This window comes from Pseudomonas sp. Marseille-Q5299, assembly GCF_943737035.1.
GTDB lineage: Bacteria > Pseudomonadota > Gammaproteobacteria > Pseudomonadales > Pseudomonadaceae > Aquipseudomonas > Aquipseudomonas putida_E.
Genome location: NZ_CALSFR010000002.1, coordinates 864419 through 882476 on the forward strand (window position 1 = coordinate 864419; position 18058 = coordinate 882476).

Consider the following 18058-nt stretch of genomic DNA (forward strand, 5'->3'; position numbering starts at 1 on the left):
ACAAAAAAATCCCAACAAAACGCTCGGTCTTTTCCTACAATCCCACCGGTATGCAAACGGATTGGGTCCTCTGGACGCAAGGGAGAGGGTTGATGCCTCACTGGAATCACGAGCATTTAGACCGCTTGGTCAACGAAAGTACCCCGCAAAAGGTGTTCGACCTCGCGGTTCACCTGGCACAGGACCTGGGCATGGAGTTCATGGGGCTCAAGCTTCGCATTCAGCTTGCAGCCCAGGCACCCAGGCTCTACCTGTACAGTAACTACCCGCTTGCCTGGATCGAGCGTTATCAACGCGACGAGTTCTACAAGCAGGACTCGGCAGCAGCATTGAGTCACACGTCGACCGGGCCGGTACTGTGGACCGATGAGTTGTATCGCGAAGCGCCGGATTTTCGTGAGCAGGCCTGCAAACATGGCCTGCGCCACGGCTGGACACAATCGCTGCATGACCTCAGGCACAACGAGACCCAAGTCAGCGTGGCACGGCCCTGTGGCAAGATCGACACCCACGAGCTGTACGACAAGGCCGGCCAAGTACAATGGCTGTGCCATACGCTGCACGACACCATTTGTGAGCATCACCTGGCCAAGTTGAGTTCGCCGCTGAAGATGAGCGATCGGGAACTCGAGGTGCTGAAATGGTCGGCCGCCGGCAAGACCGCCGCCGACGTCGCCTGCATTCTGTCACTGTCGCAAAGCACAGTGAACTTCCATATCCGCAGCGTGATTACCAAGACCAATGCTTCCAACAAGGCAGGCGCCGTCGCCATTGCCGTGATGCGAGGCCTGATCGATCAATAACCCGGCCTGCGACCAGAGGCAAAGCCCTGTAGAATCGCGTACCGAAGCCCGTGACGATCTGTGACGGGCGACCCGTGCCCGAGCCTGATGCCATGCCCCTGTTGATCACACCCTACGCCGAACTCGACCTGATCCGCCAGCCGGACCAGGCCAACGACCCGTTGCAGGCCTTTGACGCCGCCGATGAATACCTGCTCGAGCAGTTGCACGCTCAGCAACTGGCGGCCGGGAGCAGGGTGCTGGTACTCAATGACAGCTTCGGCGCGCTGGCCGCCAGCCTGGTCGACCACGTGCCGGTGGTCAGCAGCGGTGACTCGCACCTGGCCCACATGGCCCTGGAAAAAAACCTCGCGCGTAACGGCAAGGCATTCGACAGCGTACCTTTCGTGCCCGCCAGCGAGCATTGGCAGGGGCACTTCGATCGCGTACTGGTGCGCGTGCCGAAAACACTTGCACTGCTCGAAGAGCAACTGATCAGGTTGCAAGGCCACCTGGCGCCCGGCGCACAGGTCATCGCTGCGGCCATGATCAAACACTTGCCACGGGCTGCGGGTGATCTGCTGGAGAAGTACATCGGCCCGGTACAGGCTTCGCTGGCGCAAAAAAAAGCGCGCCTGCTGACGGCCACCTTCGCCCAGCGCCCTGCCGCCAGCTCCCCGTACCCGACCCGCTACCGCCTCGACTCACCTGCGCTCGAACTGCTCAACCATGCCAACGTATTCTGCCGCGACGGCCTGGACATCGGCACGCGGGCCTTCCTCCCACACCTGCCACACGACTTGGGCAATGCACGTGTCGCCGACCTGGGTTGCGGCAACGGCGTGCTGGCCATCGCCAGCGCGCTGGCCAACCCCCAGGCGCACTACACACTGGTGGATGAATCGTACATGGCGGTGCAGTCGGCGCAGGAAAACTGGCAGGCTGCGCTGGGCGATCGCGCGGTGACGGTAGTGGCAGGCGATGGCCTGGCGGGGGTGGAAAAGCAATCGCTGGATGTGGTGCTGTGCAACCCGCCGTTCCATCAACAGCAGGTGGTGGGCGACTTCCTTGCCTGGCGCATGTTCCAGCAGGCGCGTGAGGCATTGGTGGTCGGCGGTGCGTTGTATATCGTCGGTAATCGCCACTTGGGCTATCACAGCAAGCTGGCGCGCCTGTTCCGGGGAGTTGAACAGGTGGCCGCGACACCGAAGTTCGTGATCCTCAAAGCCCGCAAGTGAAGCGGGGGCTGCTCAGTGCAGCCCCACGGCCCTCAATGCGTGGTCAGCCCCGCCGCGCTCATGAACAGCCGCATCACATAGGCCGCCACGCCCAGGGCGGCCACGCTCAAAGCCCAGATCAGCAACAACCAGCCCAGGCGTTGCCACAGGGGTTTCTTCTCTTCAAGGCCATGTTTGCCAGCCATGATGGGCCCTCCTAGTGATAGCCGTCTTCGTGGGTGACCTTGCCGCGGAACACGTAATAGCTCCAGAAGGTATACCCCAGGATGAATGGCAGGATGAACAATGTGCCGACCAGCATGAAGCCCTGGCTCTGTGGCGGCGCAGCTGCATCCCAGATCGAGATCGACGGCGGGATGATATACGGCCAGAGGCTGATGCCCAGGCCGCTGTAGCCAAGGAAGATCAGCACCAACGTCAGCAGGAACGGGGTGTAGTTGGCACTGCGCGCCACTGCCTTGAACAAACCGTAGAACGTTACCAGCACGAGAAGCGGTACCGGCATGAACCAGATCAGGTTGGGCATGCTGAACCAGCGATCGGCAATCTGTGGGTAAGCGATCGGCGTCCACAAGCTGACGATGCCGATCACCACCAGCAACACCAGGGCCAGCGGCCGGCCGAGCTTGTGCATCTGCGCTTGCAGAGGCCCCTCGGTCTTCATGATCAGCCAGGTGCACCCGAGCAAAGTGTACGCGACGATCAGGCCCAGGCCACTGAACAGGCTGAACGGGGTCAGCCAGTCGAGCGTGCCGCCGGCGTAATGCCGGTCCACTACCTTGAAGCCCTCGATGAATGCCCCCAACGCGACCCCCTGGAAGAAAGTCGCCACCAGTGAACCGCCGATGAACGCCTTGTCCCAGATGTGGCGCTTGTCGTCCTTGGCCTTGAAACGGAACTCGAAGGCCACTCCGCGGAAGATCAGGCCGATCAGCATGAGGATCAGCGGCAGATAAAGCGCTTCGAGCACCACCGAATAGGCCATCGGGAAGGCCCCGAACAAACCGGCGCCGCCCAGGACCAGCCAGGTTTCGTTACCGTCCCATACGGGGGCGACGGTGTTCATCATCACATCCCGGTCCTGCTCAGCCTTGACGAAGGGGAAGAGCATGCCGATGCCCAGATCGAACCCGTCCATCACCACGTACATCATGACACCGAAGATGATGATCACGGCCCAGATCAGCGGAAGGTCGATACCCATGGCTCAGTTCTCCTTGCTCAGGCTGGGGGCAGTGGCCTTGCGGCCTTCATCGGCGGCGGAAAGCGGCCGTGCCGGCGTGCGTTTCTGGCCGGGACCGCCAGGGGTGTGCTCGTCGCCCTCGCCCGTTTTCGGCCCTTTGCGCACAAGGCGCATCATGTAGCCCAGGCCAGTGCCGAACAGCGCGAAGTACACCACCACGAATGCAATCAGGGTAAAGCCCAGCTGGGCGTAGCTATGGTTGGAGACACCCTCCGAGGTACGCATCAGGCCGTACACCACCCACGGCTGGCGGCCGATCTCGGTGGTGAACCAGCCGGCAAGAATGGCGATCAGGCCCGATGGGCCCATCCACAGTGTCAGGTACAGGAACGGGCGTGAAGTGTAGAGGGTGCCGCGTTTGCGCAGCCAGAGGCTCCACAGGCCAACGAAGATCATCAGGAAGCCAAGCCCGACCATGACCCGGAACGACCAGAAGACAATGGTCGAATTGGGACGGTCTTCTGGCGGGAACTCCTTCATCGCCGGCACTTGCTTATCCAGGCTGTGGGTAAGGATCAGGCTACCGAGCGCCGGGATTTCGACCTTGAAGCGGGTGGTTTCGGCTTCCATGTCCGGGATGCCGAACAGGATCAGCGGGGTCGGCTCGCCAGGAACGTTCTCCCAGTGGCCTTCGATTGCGGCAATCTTCACCGGCTGATGCTTGAGGGTGTTAAGCCCGTGGAAATCACCGATCACAGCCTGGATGGGGGCGACGATCAGCGCCATCCACATGGCCATCGACAGCATCTTGCGCACCGCCGGGTTATCGCGCCCGCGCAGCAGGTGCCAGGCCGCCGAGGCACCAACGAAGAAGGCTGTGGCAACGAACGCGGCGGTGGCCATGTGCATCAGGCGGTAGGGGAACGACGGGTTGAAGATGATCGCCAGCCAGTCCACCGGGACGACCCGACCGTCGATGATCTCGTGGCCTTGCGGGGTCTGCATCCAGCTGTTGGACGCCAGGATCCAGAAGGTCGACACCAGCGTACCCAATGCCACCATCACGGTGGAGAAGAAATGCAGGCCGCGGCCCACGCGGTTCCAGCCAAACAGCATGACGCCGAGGAAGCCCGCCTCGAGGAAGAACGCGGTCAGCACCTCATAAGTGAGCAGGGGGCCCGTGACAGCGCCGGCGAAGTCGGAAAAACGACTCCAGTTGGTACCGAACTGGTAGGCCATGACCAGGCCGGAAACCACCCCCATACCGAAGTTGACGGCGAAGATCTTCGACCAGAAGTGGTAAAGGTCACGGTAGACCTGCTCATGGGTCCTCAGCCAAAGGCCTTCGAGAACCGCCAGGTAACTCGCAAGGCCAATGGTGATGGCCGGGAACAGGATGTGGAACGACACGGTAAAGGCAAACTGAATTCGGGCGAGCTCGAGGGCTTCTATTCCGAACATGGTGCTTCCTCTTCAGGTAATCCGGCTTCCGGGCTCGTGGCCCGTCGCCCACTGCCCCCGCGTTAGTGTCGAGTGCGGCACGTTGGAATTGTTCTGTTCGATCGCAGGGATTTCGGCCCACTGGCCAAATCGTTGTTTCTGGAACGATTGATCCAGATCAACGATTGATAGCAAGCATAGTCCCGAATGGCCCGGCAGGCGGTGCGGTTGTTTGCCGCGTGACCGGTTGCCCCACCCCCTTCCAGAGCCGAAGAAACCGTGTCGACAACGGCAAACAGTAACCGTTTGTTACAAACAGATGATAATCTGCCGCCCCCCCTCTACTGCGCCGAGGCCACAGGTTTCCGATGTCCGATTCCGCACCGCAGTTGTTGCGCCATCACCGACCTTTCATTGCCTTTTGGCTGGCCCGGGTGTTCACCGCCAGCGGTTTTCAGATGCTTACCGTTGCCATTGGCTGGCACCTCTACCAATTGACCGGCAATGTGCTCGACCTGGGCCTGGTAGGCCTCGTCGAATTCGCGCCGCGGGTGCTGTTCATGCTGCACACCGGGCACGTCGCCGACCGCTATGACCGGCGCAAGGTCGCGGCCCTGTGCCAGACGCTGCAGGGGTTGATCGCCCTGGTGCTGGCCTTGGGCAGCGCCACCGACAACGTCAGCCGCGAACTGATCTTCGCCCTCGCCTTCCTGCTCGGAGCCACCCGCTCGTTCGAAATGCCCGCCACCCAGGCGCTGCTGCCCAATGTGGTGCCGCCCGGGCTGTTTCCTCGGGCCGTAGCGGCCTCAGCCTCGGCCACCCAGGCGGCGACCATCGTCGCCCCGGCCGTGGGTGGGCTCCTGTATGCCTTCGGCAGTACCTGGGTGTATGGCCCGACCGTGGCCCTGTATGCCATTGCCTGCCTGCTTATGCTGACCCTGGATTCGCGCCAGCAAGTGCCGCAACGCGGTCGCGCCAGCCTGGAGTCGCTACTGGCAGGCGTGCGTTTCATCCGCAGCCGGCCAGACATTCTCGGGGCGATTTCCCTCGACCTGTTCGCCGTACTGCTGGGTGGCGCCACCGCACTGCTACCAGTGTTCGCCAAGGATATCCTGCTCACCGGCCCTTGGGGCCTGGGCCTGTTGCGGTCGGCGCCAGCGGTGGGCGCGCTGTTGATGTCGTTCTGGCTGGCGCGCTTCCCGGTGGAGCGCAAGGTCGGCCGCACCATGTTCACCGCAGTCGGGGTGTTCGGCGTGGCAACCATCGCCTTTGGCCTGTCGACCTCATTCTGGTTCTCGCTGGCGGTACTGGTGGTGCTGGGTGCAGCAGACATGATCAGCATGGTGATACGCGGTGCGTTCGTGCAACTGGAGACGCCGGATGAGATGCGTGGCCGGGTAAGCGCAGTCAACGGCCTGTTCATCGGTGCCTCCAATCAGCTCGGTGAATTCGAATCGGGGGTCACGGCGCACTGGTTCGGCACGGTGCCGGCGGTGGTGCTGGGTGGCGTCGGCACCTTGGTGGTGACCGGAGTGTGGATAAAGTTGTTCCCGACACTGGCCACGCGGGATCGGTTGCACAATGGTTGACGGGGGCCTGAACGGCCATAGGCCCCTGCCAGCCATGCTGGTATGATGCGCGGCTTTTTTCCTCCCCACGCAAAACCACGGCAGCCGTTACGGTCTGTGCTTTGCTGATGGGGTCGATACATTCACGGCGCCGGGGGCGCCTCGGGGAGCGGGCATGCTGGAAAGGCTGTTTCAACTAAGAGCACACAACACCAACGTGCGCACCGAGATTCTTGCGGGCGTCACCACCTTCCTGGCCATGGCCTACATCCTGTTCGTCAACCCGAGCATTCTTGGCGAAACCGGCATGGACAAGGGCGCGATCTTCGTCGCCACCTGCCTGGCTGCCGCCATCGGCTCGGCGACCATGGGCCTGATCGCCAACTACCCCATCGCCTTGGCGCCGGGCATGGGCTTGAACGCGTTCTTCACCTACACCGTGGTCCTGCACATGGGGCACACTTGGCAGGTCGCGTTGGGCGCGGTGTTCCTCTCGGCGGTGATGTTCTTCCTGCTGTCGATCTTCCGCATCCGCGAGTGGATCGTAAACAGCATCCCGCTGCCGCTGCGCTCGGCCATTGCCGCGGGCATTGGCCTGTTTCTGGCGCTCATCGCCCTGCATAACGCCGGCATCGTCGTCGATAACCCGGCCACCCTGGTGGGCATGGGCGACCTCAAGCAGCCGTCGGTGATCCTTGCCACGCTGGGCTTCTTCCTGATCGTGGGCCTTGAAGCGCTCAAGGTGCGCGGCGCGGTGCTGATCGGTATTCTCGCCGTGACGGTCGCTGCGATCGCCATGGGCGTCACGCCGTTCGGCGGTATCGTGTCGATGCCCCCTTCGCTGGCACCGACCTTCCTGCAGCTGGACATCGCCGGGGCACTCGACGTAGGCCTGGTCAGCGTGATCTTCGCTTTCCTGTTCGTCGACCTGTTCGACAACTCCGGCACCCTGATCGCCGTGGCCAAGCGCGCCGGCCTGATGGGCAAGGACGGCCACATGCCGAAGATGGGCCGTGCCCTGATCGCCGACAGCACTGCGGCCATGGCCGGTTCGCTGCTGGGCACCTCGACCACCACCAGCTACATCGAGTCGGCGGCAGGCGTGAGCGCCGGTGGCCGCACCGGCCTGACCGCCATCGTGGTGGCCGTGCTGTTCCTGCTGGCGCTGTTCTTCGCCCCGCTGGCCGGTAGCGTACCGGCCTTTGCCACCGCACCGGCGCTGCTGTTCGTCGCCGTGCTGATGGCTTCGGGCCTGGCGGAAATAAACTGGGACGACGTGACCGAGGCCGCACCGGTGGTGGTCACCGCCCTGGCCATGCCGCTGACCTACTCGATCGCCAACGGCATCGCCTTCGGCTTCATCTGCTGGACCGCCGTCAAGCTGATCTCCGGCCGCCGCCGCGACCTGAACCCGGCACTGGTGATCCTTTCCATCCTGTTCGTCATCAAGCTGGGCTGGTTCAACGCATGAGTGCTGCCTTCGACCCTAGCGCCTACGACGCGCAACTGCAGGCCAAGGTTACCCGCCTGCGCGAGCTGCTGGCCCCCTTCGGTGCGCCGCAGCCCGCTGTGTTCGACTCGCCGCGCGAGCATTACCGCTTGCGTGCCGAGTTCCGCCTGTGGCGCGAGGATGGCCAGCGCCACTATGCGATGTTCGCCCCGGGCGAGAAGCACAAGGCCATCCTGATCGACGATTTCCCCATCGCCAGCGAGCGCATCAACGCATTGATGCCGCGCCTCAAGGCTGCCTGGCAGGCCAGTGAAGAACTGAGCAATCGGCTGTTCCAGGTGGAGTTCCTCACCACCCTTGCCGGCGATGCGATGGTCACGATGTGCTACCACCGCCCGCTGGACGAGGCCTGGGAAGTGGCAGCACGGCAGTTGGCCGAAGAACTGGGCGTGAGCCTGATCGGCCGCTCCAAGGGCAAGCGGCTGGTCATCGGCCGTGATTACGCCATGGAAAAACTCGATGTGGCTGGCCGGGTGTTCAGCTATCGCCAGCCGGAAGGCGCATTCACCCAGCCCAATGGCGCGGTGAACCAGAAGATGCTGAGCTGGGCGTACGACGCCATCGGCGAGCGCGATGACGACCTGCTGGAACTGTACTGCGGTAACGGCAATTTCACCCTGCCGTTGGCCACCCGCGTACGCCAGGTGCTGGCCACCGAGATCAGCAAGACCTCGGTCAACGCCGCCCTGAGCAACCTCGAAGAGAACGCGGTGGATAACGTGCGCTTGGTGCGCCTGTCAGCGGAAGAGCTGACCCAGGCGCTGAACGAGGTTCGTCCGTTCCGACGGCTGGAAGGGATCGACCTGAAGAGTTATGCGTTCGGGACCGTATTCGTCGACCCACCACGCGCGGGGATGGACCCGGATACTTGCGAGCTGACACGGCGTTTTGAACGGATTCTGTATATCTCGTGCAATCCAGAAACGCTGGCGGCCAACATCGAGCAGTTGCAGGACACGCACCGCATCGAACGCTGTGCGTTGTTTGACCAGTTCCCGTATACCCACCACATGGAAAGTGGGGTATTGCTGGTTCGGCGCTGATTGACGGAAATTGGGGCTGCTTTGCAGCCCCAATACATTCAGAAGTCGAAGAAGACCGTCTCCCCTTCCCCCTGAACACGGATATCGAAACGGTACGCCGTCTTGCCATCCACCTCGCAACGCTTGGCAATCAAGGTTTCACGGCGCTGCGGCTGCTCGATCAGGTTGAGCACCGGGCACTTGGCGTTCGCTTCGGCCTCATCATCGAAATACAGCCGCGTGTGCAAGTGGATGTTGATGCCGCGAGCAAACAGGCTGATGTTGATGTGCGGGGCCATCGGCACACCGGCAGCGTTGTTCACCACACCGGGCTTGACGGTCTGCACGGTCCACTCACCGGCATCGAAGGTGGTGGCGGTGCGACCGAAGCTGTTGAAGGCGTTTTCCAGGTTGTAGTCATCCTGGTACTGGCCATTGGCATCGGCCTGCCAGAGTTCCAGGAATGAATCGCGCACCAGGTGGCCGTTGCCGTCATACACCTGGCCGATCAGCAGGATGTGTTCACCCGGTGCCTGCGGCTTAGCCAGACGGTTCCAGATTTCCTGATCACGGGTAGGGTTACCGGCCGCTTCCAGGGCCAGGCCGATGTGCACGTAGGGGCCGGCGGTCTGCGAGGGGGTTTCCGGCAGCAGTTCGATTGGCATGGCGGGGTCCTCAGCAGTTTTCGAAGTGGGTTTTGCGCTGGCCGCGCAGCACGATGTCGAAGCGGTACGCCAGGCAATCCATGGGGTTGGCGTTGCTCATGTCGAGCTTGGCGATCAGTTGCTGCACCGCTTCAGGGTTGGCGATCGACTTGACGATCGGGCACATCGGGATCAGCGGGTCGCCCTCGAAGTACAGCTGGGTGATCAGCTTGGTGGCGATCGACGGGCCGCTGACAGCGACGTGGATGTGCGCCGGGCGCCAGTCGTTCGGGCCGTTGCGCCATGGGTATGGGCCGGGCTTGATGGTGCGGAAGCTGTAGTAGCCTTCACTGTCGGTCAGGCAGCGGCCGACACCACCGAAATTCGGGTCCAGCGGGGCCAGGTAGCGGTCGTTCTTGTGGCGGTAACGGCCGCCGGCGTTGGCCTGCCAGATCTCTACCAAGGTATTGGGCACTGGCTTGCCGTACTGGTCGACGACACGGCCAGCAACGATGATACGCTCACCAATCGGCAGGCCGCCGTTGTTGAAGTTCAGCAGCAGGTCATGGTCGTGGGCGCCGAAGCCCAGGTGGGTGAAGTCCGGGCCGGTGGTTTCGCTGATCGACTGCGGGATGCTGACCAATGCCTGGCGCGGCGAGCGGGCAATGGAAGTCTTGTAGTCGGGGGTCAGGGCCTTGGGGTGCCAGTTGCGATCACGGATCACGAAGCGGCTGTTGTCCTGGGCGGGCATGCCGTTTTCCTCTCTTGGAGTTATCAAAGCGCCTGTGGTTCGCAGGCGGACTTGCAGTTTCGGATAGGTCGCCCCAGATGAATATTGAATTCCGCCGACCGTTACTTAACCAAATGGTTATGCATTAGTACCTTTGGCTGGCGTGAACTAACCTTTGTCTTCATGTTTCAGGCTCTGGAGTGCACTTCATGGAATGGCGAAAAGGCCGTCGTAGCGACAATGTGGTCGATGCCCGTGGCCAAGGCGGCGGCGGTGGTGGCATGCGCTTTGGCGGCGGCAAGGGCCTGGGGCTCGGGGCCATCCTGCTGATCGTCGGCATCGGTTGGCTCACTGGCCAGGACCCGCTGCAGATCCTCGGCCAGCTCACTGGCCAGATGGAGCAGCAGCAAGCCCCAAGCGGTGCGGGCAACAAGGCCCCAGCGGCCAACGACGAGCAGGCCCAGTTCGTCGCCTCGATCCTGGGCGACACCGAAGACACCTGGAAGGCTCTGTTCTCGCAGGCTGGCAAGCAGTATCGCGACCCTAAGCTGGTGCTGTTCAGCGGCCAGGTGAATTCCGCCTGCGGCTTCGCTTCAGCGGCGGTGGGGCCGTTCTACTGCCCGGCCGACCAGCGGGTGTACTTGGACATGTCGTTCTTCCGTGAAATGGAAACCCGCTTCGCCGCCGCAGGCGACTTCGCCCAGGCCTACGTGATCGCCCACGAGATCGGCCACCACGTGCAAACCTTGCTTGGCGTGTCGGCCAAGGTCGATGCCGCGCGCCGTGCAGGCCAGCGCCTGGAGGGTGACAATGGCTTGCTGGTGCGCCAGGAATTGCAGGCCGACTGCCTGGCCGGTGTATGGGCTTACCAGGCGCAGCAACGCCTGAACTGGCTGGAGCCAGGGGATGTCGAGGAAGCACTCAATGCTGCCAATGCCATCGGTGATGACCGACTGCAGCAAAAGGGCCAGGGGCGCGTGGTACCTGACTCCTTTACCCACGGCACCTCGGCGCAGCGGGTGCGTTGGTTCAAGGCCGGGTTTGCCCAGGGCGATGTGAACAGCTGCGACACGTTCAGTGCGCGAAGCCTTTGAAATTTCAAGGGGTCCCTGCGCGCGGCAAGCCCGCTGCCGCGCGTGGTGTTGCAATTGAGCTGAAAAAGCGTTTCAGCTTCCCCGCCATTTGCCGATAACCCCTGCACGATTCAGCGGGCATCCAGAACAACAACGCCTCGCGATCGAACATTGATCAAGTGAGCGAAATCATTTCTGGAGAGCGTGCATGAACAGCTGGTTTGCCAACATCAGCGTCAACCTCAAACTCGGCCTGGGCTTCGGCCTGGTGCTGGTCCTCACCGGCCTGCTGGCCCTGACCGGCTGGAACAGCCTGGGCAGCCTCATCGACCGCAGCAACTGGATGGGCGATATCGGCAAGCTCAACAAAGACCTGACCGACCTGCGCGTGGCGCGCCTGCAGTACATGATCGCCAATGGCGACGATGCTGCCGCAGCCAACACCCAGGCCAAGCTGGATGCCTTCAGCAAGCAGCAACAGTACCTGGTCAGTACTTTCAAGAGCCCGGAAAACGTCAAGCTGCTCAAAGAACTGGGCCAGACCATCAGCGAGTACGAGGTTTCGCTGAACAAGATGCGTGCCGGCTACAAAGGCTCGCTGGCTGCACGTGACGCGATGAATGTATCGGCTGCCAAGGCCGACGCGGCCATGGATCTGCTCGGCGAGGACGTCATGGGCCGCCCCGAAGCCGATAGCGTGCGCTTGTCGCAATACCAACTGATCAGCAAGGCGCGCCAGCAACTGCTGCAACTGCGAGTGGATGTGCGCGGTTATATTGCCGAAAACTCTGCGGCCAACGAACAGGCCGCCCTGCGCCAGCTGGAGTCGGCACTTGCCGAGATCGACAACCTGAAGCGTCAGCTGCCTGCCGAAGCCACGCGCGTGCAGCAGTTGGAGCAATCGATACAGGCCTACCGCGAGGCCGTGCGCCAGTTCCGCGATGCAGTCGCCGACATCACCACCGCCCGTGCAGAGATGACCGTGCAGGGCGGCGATATCGTCAAGCGCAGCGACGCGCTGTACAAGATCCAGATCGACCGCCGCGACGCCGAGAGCGCCCAGGCGCGCAGCCTGCAGACCATCGCCACGTTGCTGGCCCTGCTGGTCGGTGTACTGGCGGCGGTGCTGATCACCCGCCAGATCACCCGCCCGCTGCATGACACGCTGCAAGCGGTGGAGCGCATCGCTGGTGGCGACCTCACCCACGACCTGCGGGTTACCCGTCGCGACGAAATCGGCGTGCTGCAGCAGGGCATCGCCCGCATGGGCACCACCCTGCGCGAGCTCATCACCGGCATCCGCGACGGTGTCACGCAGATCGCCAGCGCCGCTGAGGAACTGTCGGCGGTCACCGAGCAGACCAGCGCTGGCGCAAACAGCCAGAAGGTCGAAACCGACCAGGTCGCTACCGCCATGCACGAAATGGCCGCGACCGTTCAGGAAGTGGCGCGCAATGCCGAGCAGGCTTCGCACGCAGCGACCGGCGCCGATGACGAAGCACGCGCAGGTGATCGCGTGGTCGGTGAAGCGATCAGCCAGATCGAACGCCTGGCCGAGGAAGTGCACCGCTCCACCGAAGCCATGAACCTGCTGCAGCAGGAAAGCCAGAAAATCGGCAGTGTCATGGATGTGATCAAGTCGGTAGCCGAACAGACCAACCTGCTGGCGCTCAACGCTGCCATCGAAGCCGCCCGTGCCGGTGAGGCTGGCCGTGGCTTTGCCGTGGTCGCCGACGAGGTACGTGGTTTGGCCCAGCGTACGCAGAAATCCACCGAAGAGATCGAAGAATTGGTGGCTGGCCTGCAACATGGCACCCAGCAAGTGGCCAACGCCATGCAAGGCAGCCGCACCCTGACCGACAGCAGTGTCGAACTGGCGCGCAAAGCCGGCACTTCGCTGGAAAACATCACCAGCACGGTGTCGAGCATCCAGTCGATGAACCAGCAGATTGCCGCGGCAGCCGAGCAGCAGAGTGCGGTGGCTGAGGAGATCAGCCGCAGCATCCTGAATGTGCGCGATGTGTCGGAGCAGACCGCAGCGGCCAGTGATGAGACCGCGGCGTCCAGTGTCGAGCTGGCGCGCCTGGGTGGGCACCTGCAGACGCTGGTCAGCCAGTTCCGCGTCTGACCTCGTGCTTTAGGGCCGCTTTGCGGCCCATTGTCGGCAAGCCGGCTCCATCAGGGATACGCAAGGCTCGAGGCTGCGCGATACCAGTAGGAGCCGGCTTGCCGGTGATGATGGTAGAGCTGACAGCCGATTATTTAACGACCATCCCCACCCCGCGCCCACGCGGATCCGAAGCCGTCTCAAGCTTCGCCCCGTTCACCCGGATCGCCTGGATATCCCCCATCTCCCAGCCCTGATCCTCCAGCACGTAACCCATCTTCTTCAGGTCGTCGGCTACCGGCCCGCTCAGCGGTGCGTAGCTGTCGAAGTAGATGGTGTCCTTGGGCAACAACTGGTGGTGCACACGCTGCGCCGCCACGGCCTTGTCCAGGGGCATGCCGTAGTCGTACAGGTTGTTCATTACCTGGAAGATCGAAGTGAAGATCCGCGAGCCGCCGGGCGTACCGATCACCAGTGCAACCTTGCCATCGCGGGTCATCAGGCTCGGGCTCATGGACGACAGCATGCGCTTGCCCGGCTCGATAGCGTTGGCATCACCGCCCACTACACCAAAGGCATTGGCTGCGCCCGGCTTGGCACTGAAGTCGTCCATTTCGTCGTTGAGCAAAAAGCCCGCGCCCTTGACCACCACACCACTGCCGTAGTCGAGGTTGAGGGTGTAGGTATTGCTGACCGCGTTACCCTGTTTGTCGACGATCGAGAAGTGCGTGGTCTGGTGCGGCTCCAGGCCCGGTTTGACATCGTCGGTCGCGGAAATGGCCTTCGGGTTGACCTGCGCGGCGCGCTTGGCCAGGTAATCCTTGGCGATCAGCTGGTCGACCGGCACCTTGGTGAAGGCCGGGTCGCCCAGGTAGTCGGCGCGGTCGGCGAACACGCGCTTCTCGATCTCGGCCAGCAGGTGAATGTATTGCGCCGAATTGTGCGCCACGCCTTTGAAGTCGGCCGCACGGTCTTCCTTGATGCCCAGCAACTGGGCCAGTGCAACGCCGCCCGAGCTTGGCGGTGGCGCGGTGTAGACCACGTTGCCGCGCCAGCTCAGGGCCATGGGCTCACGCCAGACGGCCTTGTAGTCCTTGAGGTCTTCTTTGGTGATCAGGCCTTTGTCAGCCTGCATCTGCGCCACCAGCAGGTCGGCGGTCTTGCCCTGGTAGAACTCGCTCACGCCCTTGTCGGCAATACGTTCGAGGGTCTGGGCCATCTCTGGCTGTTTGAACAGCTCGCCCACCTTCATGGTGCCGAAATAGTCGTTGAAGTTGGTCGCGGTCTTGAACAGGCCCTGCGCGTCATTGCGGTACTGGTACTGCTTTTCGGCAACCTTGAAGCCGTTTTTCGCATAGCCGATGGCGGGGGTCAGCAGCTCGCTCCAGGGCAGCTTGCCGAATTTCTCGTGCGCTTCCCACAGGCCCATCACCGTGCCGGGCACGCCGGCTGCGCGCACGCCGACCAGGCTGAGGTTCTCGATCACCTCGCCTTTTTCGTCCAGGTACATGTTGCGGGTCGCGGCCTTGGGCGCCACTTCCCGGTAGTCGAGGAAATACGGCTTGCCGTCGACGAACAGGGTCATGAAACCGCCGCCACCGATGTTGCCGGCCTCAGGGTAGGTCACCGCCAGAGTGAAGGCGGTGGCCACTGCTGCATCCACCGCGTTGCCACCTTTTTTCAGGATGTCGGCGGCTACCTGTGCGCCATATTGATCGGGCGCGGCCACTGCGCCACCCTCCAGGGTTACCGCATAGGCCGATGAACAGCTCAAGATCGCGGCGCCGAGGGCCATGGACTGGAACAGGACAATACGCATGACACTTCCTTGGTGTTGTTTTTGTTGATCACTCAGTAAGGCCGAAGCGGCTCGACTGTGCAATCACATGTAGGAAGTTTCGCCGCCCTTGGACAGGATTTGTCGCGTTCAGGCAACTCAGCAGGCGTACATCGCCAGTTTGCGCTGGATGAAGTCGAGGAAGCACTGGATGCGCAGGGCCAGTTGCGTGTTGCGGTAGTAAACAGCGTGGATCGGCTGGCGGTAGCCGTTGTTGGCCTCGCTCAGAATGACCTGCAGGCGGCCGGCGCGGATGTCCTCGTGGGTCATGAAGTGCGACAGGCTGACGATACCCTCCCCGGCCAGCGCCAACTGGCGCAGGGTCTCGCCGCTGGAGGCGATCAGCGCCGGGCGGATCGCCCAGCGGTCGCCCTGGGCATGGCGCAGCGGCCACTGGTTGAGTGACTCGGGCTGGCTGAAACCGAGCAGGCAGTGATGGTTCAGGTCTTCTACATGCTGCGGTGTACCGTGCCGCTCAAGGTACGCCGGACTTGCCAGTACCTGCACCGGGCTGCACCCCAGCGAACGCGCGTGCAGGCTGGAGTCGGCCAGCTCACCGATGCGGATCGCCACGTCGGTGCTCTGCTCCAGCAGGTCGATGATCAGGTCATCGGTGTTCAGTTCCAACTCGATGTCGGGGTACTGGCTGCGAAATTCACCGATCCACGGCAAGATCGCGTGCAGCATGAACGGCGCTGCGGCGTTGATGCGCAGGCGCCCGGAAGGTGTCTGGCGGTTCATCGACAGGCGCTCTTCCATGTCATTCATCTGCTCGAGCACCAACCGTGAGCGTTCCAGGAAGAAGCGCCCTTCTTCGGTCAGGTCCATGCGCCGGGTGGTGCGATTGACCAGCGTAGTGCCCAGCTTTGCCTCCAGGCGCGACAATGTGCGGCTGACCGCCGAAGGGGTCTGCCCCAGTTGCTCGGCGGCAGCGGAAATCGAACCGCAGTCGATAACGGCGACGAATACCTGGAGTTCTTCGGATCGGGTTTTCACAGGATTGGCCTGACAATGATATGCCGTGATTGATAGCGGCTGATCAGCCTCTATGCAAGGGGGCGCGAAGCGGCCCTATTGAAAGGCACTTACCGAGCCATGCCGAACACTTTATTCAGATGCGCCTCATAAGCTGCCAATGCAGCCGGCACATCCGGGCGCTTCATCACATCGACTGCCAGATAGGTCGGCAGGCCGGTCATGCCAAGAAACTCATTGGCCTTGTGGAACGGGAAATACACTGCATCCACCCCTTTGCCCTCAAAGAAATCGCTCGGGTCGTCGAAGGCCTGCTGCGGTGCGTTCCAGGTCAGCGACAGCATGTACTGCTTGCCCTGCACCAGACCGCCGCTGCCGTACTTCTGCGAAGCATCCGAGCGAGTCCGGCCGTCGTTGGCGTAGAGGCTGCCGTGGCCTGCTGTGAAGACTTCGTCGATGTATTTCTTCACGGTCCAGGGTGCGCCCATCCACCAGCCCGGCATCTGGTAGATCACCACATCGGCCCAGAGGAACTTCGCCACCTCTGCCTGCACGTCGTAGCCCGCGTCGATGAAGGTTTGCTGCACGTCGAAACCGGCTCGGTCGAGATGAGCAAGGGCGGCGTCGTGCAAAGTCTGGTTAAGGCGACCTTCGGAATGGGCGAATTGTTTACCGCCATTGAGCAGGAGAATCTTTTTCATGCTGACCTCACGTCAAGAATCAATGGCCGGCAGATTAGCGATTCAGGGTCACGGGATACAGGGTGAGCGGGGCAAAATACAATTGACCATAAGTCACGAATACGAAGCTTATTATTGCCTTAGAATCGCTTCACCCTCCACCAACGAGTTGTGATCAATGAGCGAGCAATACGCCTTCATTCTCAAGGCAAAGACCCGTCCGGAAATGGCCGACGCCTTCGATACCCTGTTCCGTGCTTACGTTGAACCGAGCCGCAATGAGCCTGGCTGCATCGAATACCACATGCTGCGCGACAAGGAAGACCCGAGCCTGTTCGTATTCTTTGAGGTGTGGGCCAACAAAGCAGCGTTGGACGTGCATTCGGCCCTGCCGCATATGGTCGAGTTCTTCGAAAAACGTATGGACTACCTGGAGCGCGACTTCGATATCCAGCTGATCGAAATGCTCAGTGCGTCCTCCGCTAGCCGTTGATCAGCAGATGGCCGCCCAGCGCGGCCAGGCCGATGAAGAAGCACCGTTTGAACAGCTCGGCGCTGATGCGCTGCCGCAACCACTGGCCAGCCAGCATGCCCAGCAGCGCGGGCGCCAGCATCAGCAATGAAGCGCCCAGTGCCTGGCTGCCCAGGGCGTCTTGCCCGGCCAGCCCCAAGGCCAGCGCCACGGTCGAGACGGTGAACGACAGGCCCAATGCCTGGATCATTTCGTCGCGGCTCAGGCCAAGGCTCTGCAAGTAGGGCACTGCGGGCATCACGAACACACCCGTGGCGGCAGTCACGATACCGGTCACCACCCCGCACACTGGTCCCAGCCACCCTTCCCTGCCCGGCGCCAGCCGCAGGCCAGGCCCGCTCAAGCCATACACCGCATACACCAGCAGCGCCGCGCCCAACGCGTGCGCCGCCCATGGGCCACTGTTGATCCCCAGCCAGGCACTGCCGACCAGCGTGCCGATGAAGATCATGGCGAGCATCGGCCCAAGACGCCGCAGCAACGCCGACAGATGGCCGCCCGCCGCCAGTTGCCAGAGATTGGTGATGGTCGATGGCACGATCAGCAAGGCGGCAGCCTGCGCCGGAGGCATAGCCAGGCCCAAAAGCCCCATCGCAATGGTCGGCAGGCCCAGGCCGATCACGCCTTTTACCGCGCCAGCCAGCACGAAAGTCACGATTACCAGCAGGGACAAGGCCGGCCCGATATGTTGATAGAAAGCGATCAGGTTATTCATGACCACCATGATGGCGTGCACC

17 protein-coding genes are annotated in these 18058 nt (G+C 62.4%); 8 read left to right on the forward strand and 9 right to left on the reverse strand.

Going from position 1 to position 18058, the window contains the following annotated elements; translation table 11 throughout:
- The first annotated feature begins 92 nt into the window (after positions 1 to 92).
- Entirely contained in the window at positions 93 to 803 is a 711-nt protein-coding gene (locus NGJ21_RS08440; RefSeq protein ID WP_046784715.1) for an autoinducer binding domain-containing protein, read from the forward strand.
- Positions 804 to 895: 92 nt separating this feature from the next.
- Positions 896 to 2020: a methyltransferase gene (locus NGJ21_RS08445; RefSeq protein ID WP_046784714.1), complete on the forward strand. Its 1125-nt coding sequence runs from the start codon at positions 896 to 898 to the stop codon at positions 2018 to 2020.
- Positions 2021 to 2052: 32 nt separating this feature from the next.
- Here NGJ21_RS08445 and NGJ21_RS08450 read toward each other — a convergent pair whose 3' ends face one another.
- Genes NGJ21_RS08450 through NGJ21_RS08460 form a run of 3 tightly spaced genes read right to left on the reverse strand, consistent with a single transcriptional unit; the run spans position 2053 to position 4664 of the window.
- The gene (locus NGJ21_RS08450; protein WP_080765861.1) at positions 2053 to 2208 is read right to left on the reverse strand and encodes a DUF2474 domain-containing protein; all 156 of its coding nucleotides are present in this window, start codon (positions 2206 to 2208) and stop codon (positions 2053 to 2055) included.
- Between the two features lie 8 nt (positions 2209 to 2216).
- A complete protein-coding gene (cydB, locus tag NGJ21_RS08455; RefSeq protein WP_012312717.1) occupies positions 2217 to 3224 on the reverse strand; it encodes a cytochrome d ubiquinol oxidase subunit II in 1008 nt (335 codons plus the stop codon).
- Positions 3225 to 3227: 3 nt separating this feature from the next.
- Entirely contained in the window at positions 3228 to 4664 is a 1437-nt protein-coding gene (locus NGJ21_RS08460) for a cytochrome ubiquinol oxidase subunit I (RefSeq protein WP_046784713.1), read from the reverse strand.
- Positions 4665 to 5011: 347 nt separating this feature from the next.
- Between NGJ21_RS08460 and NGJ21_RS08465 the strand changes: the two genes are divergently transcribed.
- From NGJ21_RS08465 to trmA, 3 genes are all read left to right on the forward strand, one after another.
- The gene (locus NGJ21_RS08465; RefSeq protein ID WP_125923832.1) at positions 5012 to 6232 is read left to right on the forward strand and encodes an MFS transporter; all 1221 of its coding nucleotides are present in this window, start codon (positions 5012 to 5014) and stop codon (positions 6230 to 6232) included.
- 154 nt (positions 6233 to 6386) lie between these two features.
- Positions 6387 to 7682: an NCS2 family permease gene (locus NGJ21_RS08470; protein ID WP_046784711.1), complete on the forward strand. Its 1296-nt coding sequence runs from the start codon at positions 6387 to 6389 to the stop codon at positions 7680 to 7682.
- The gene (gene trmA, locus NGJ21_RS08475; RefSeq protein ID WP_046784710.1) at positions 7679 to 8764 is read left to right on the forward strand and encodes a tRNA (uridine(54)-C5)-methyltransferase TrmA; all 1086 of its coding nucleotides are present in this window, start codon (positions 7679 to 7681) and stop codon (positions 8762 to 8764) included. Before NGJ21_RS08470 ends, trmA begins: the two co-directional genes overlap by 4 nt.
- A 38-nt stretch (positions 8765 to 8802) precedes the next feature.
- On the opposite strand, the gene pcaG is transcribed toward trmA, so the two are convergent.
- The gene (gene pcaG, locus NGJ21_RS08480; RefSeq protein WP_046784709.1) at positions 8803 to 9408 is read right to left on the reverse strand and encodes a protocatechuate 3,4-dioxygenase subunit alpha; all 606 of its coding nucleotides are present in this window, start codon (positions 9406 to 9408) and stop codon (positions 8803 to 8805) included.
- Between the two features lie 10 nt (positions 9409 to 9418).
- The gene (gene pcaH, locus NGJ21_RS08485) at positions 9419 to 10138 is read right to left on the reverse strand and encodes a protocatechuate 3,4-dioxygenase subunit beta (protein ID WP_046784708.1); all 720 of its coding nucleotides are present in this window, start codon (positions 10136 to 10138) and stop codon (positions 9419 to 9421) included.
- Between the two features lie 188 nt (positions 10139 to 10326).
- Here pcaH and ypfJ point away from each other — a divergent pair, with 188 nt between their 5' ends.
- Positions 10327 to 11211 carry a KPN_02809 family neutral zinc metallopeptidase gene (gene ypfJ / locus NGJ21_RS08490; RefSeq protein ID WP_046784707.1) on the forward strand — a complete coding sequence of 295 codons (885 nt, stop codon included), beginning with the start codon at positions 10327 to 10329 and terminating at the stop codon, positions 11209 to 11211.
- Between the two features lie 187 nt (positions 11212 to 11398).
- Positions 11399 to 13318 carry a methyl-accepting chemotaxis protein gene (locus NGJ21_RS08495; RefSeq protein ID WP_115273568.1) on the forward strand — a complete coding sequence of 640 codons (1920 nt, stop codon included), beginning with the start codon at positions 11399 to 11401 and terminating at the stop codon, positions 13316 to 13318.
- A gap of 130 nt (positions 13319 to 13448) precedes the next feature.
- Here the strand turns inward: NGJ21_RS08495 and ggt are convergent, their stop codons facing one another.
- The 3 genes from ggt to mdaB all read right to left on the reverse strand — a co-directional run bounded on the left by ggt (position 13449) and on the right by mdaB (position 16810).
- Positions 13449 to 15116: a gamma-glutamyltransferase gene (gene ggt, locus NGJ21_RS08500; RefSeq protein ID WP_046784705.1), complete on the reverse strand. Its 1668-nt coding sequence runs from the start codon at positions 15114 to 15116 to the stop codon at positions 13449 to 13451.
- 117 nt (positions 15117 to 15233) lie between these two features.
- A complete protein-coding gene (locus NGJ21_RS08505; protein ID WP_115273567.1) occupies positions 15234 to 16130 on the reverse strand; it encodes a LysR family transcriptional regulator in 897 nt (298 codons plus the stop codon).
- 89 nt (positions 16131 to 16219) lie between these two features.
- Positions 16220 to 16810, reverse strand: coding sequence for an NADPH:quinone oxidoreductase MdaB (mdaB, locus tag NGJ21_RS08510; protein ID WP_115273566.1), 591 nt, complete (start codon positions 16808 to 16810; stop codon positions 16220 to 16222).
- A 157-nt stretch (positions 16811 to 16967) separates the two neighbouring features.
- On the opposite strand from mdaB, the gene NGJ21_RS08515 reads away from it, so the two are divergent.
- Complete coding sequence (locus NGJ21_RS08515) at positions 16968 to 17282, forward strand: putative quinol monooxygenase (protein WP_046784702.1); 315 nt, start codon at positions 16968 to 16970, stop codon at positions 17280 to 17282.
- Here NGJ21_RS08515 and NGJ21_RS08520 read toward each other — a convergent pair.
- Positions 17272 to 18036, reverse strand: coding sequence for a sulfite exporter TauE/SafE family protein (locus tag NGJ21_RS08520; protein ID WP_115275470.1), 765 nt, complete (start codon positions 18034 to 18036; stop codon positions 17272 to 17274). The genes NGJ21_RS08515 and NGJ21_RS08520 overlap by 11 nt on opposite strands.
- Positions 18037 to 18058: the final 22 nt, after the last annotated feature.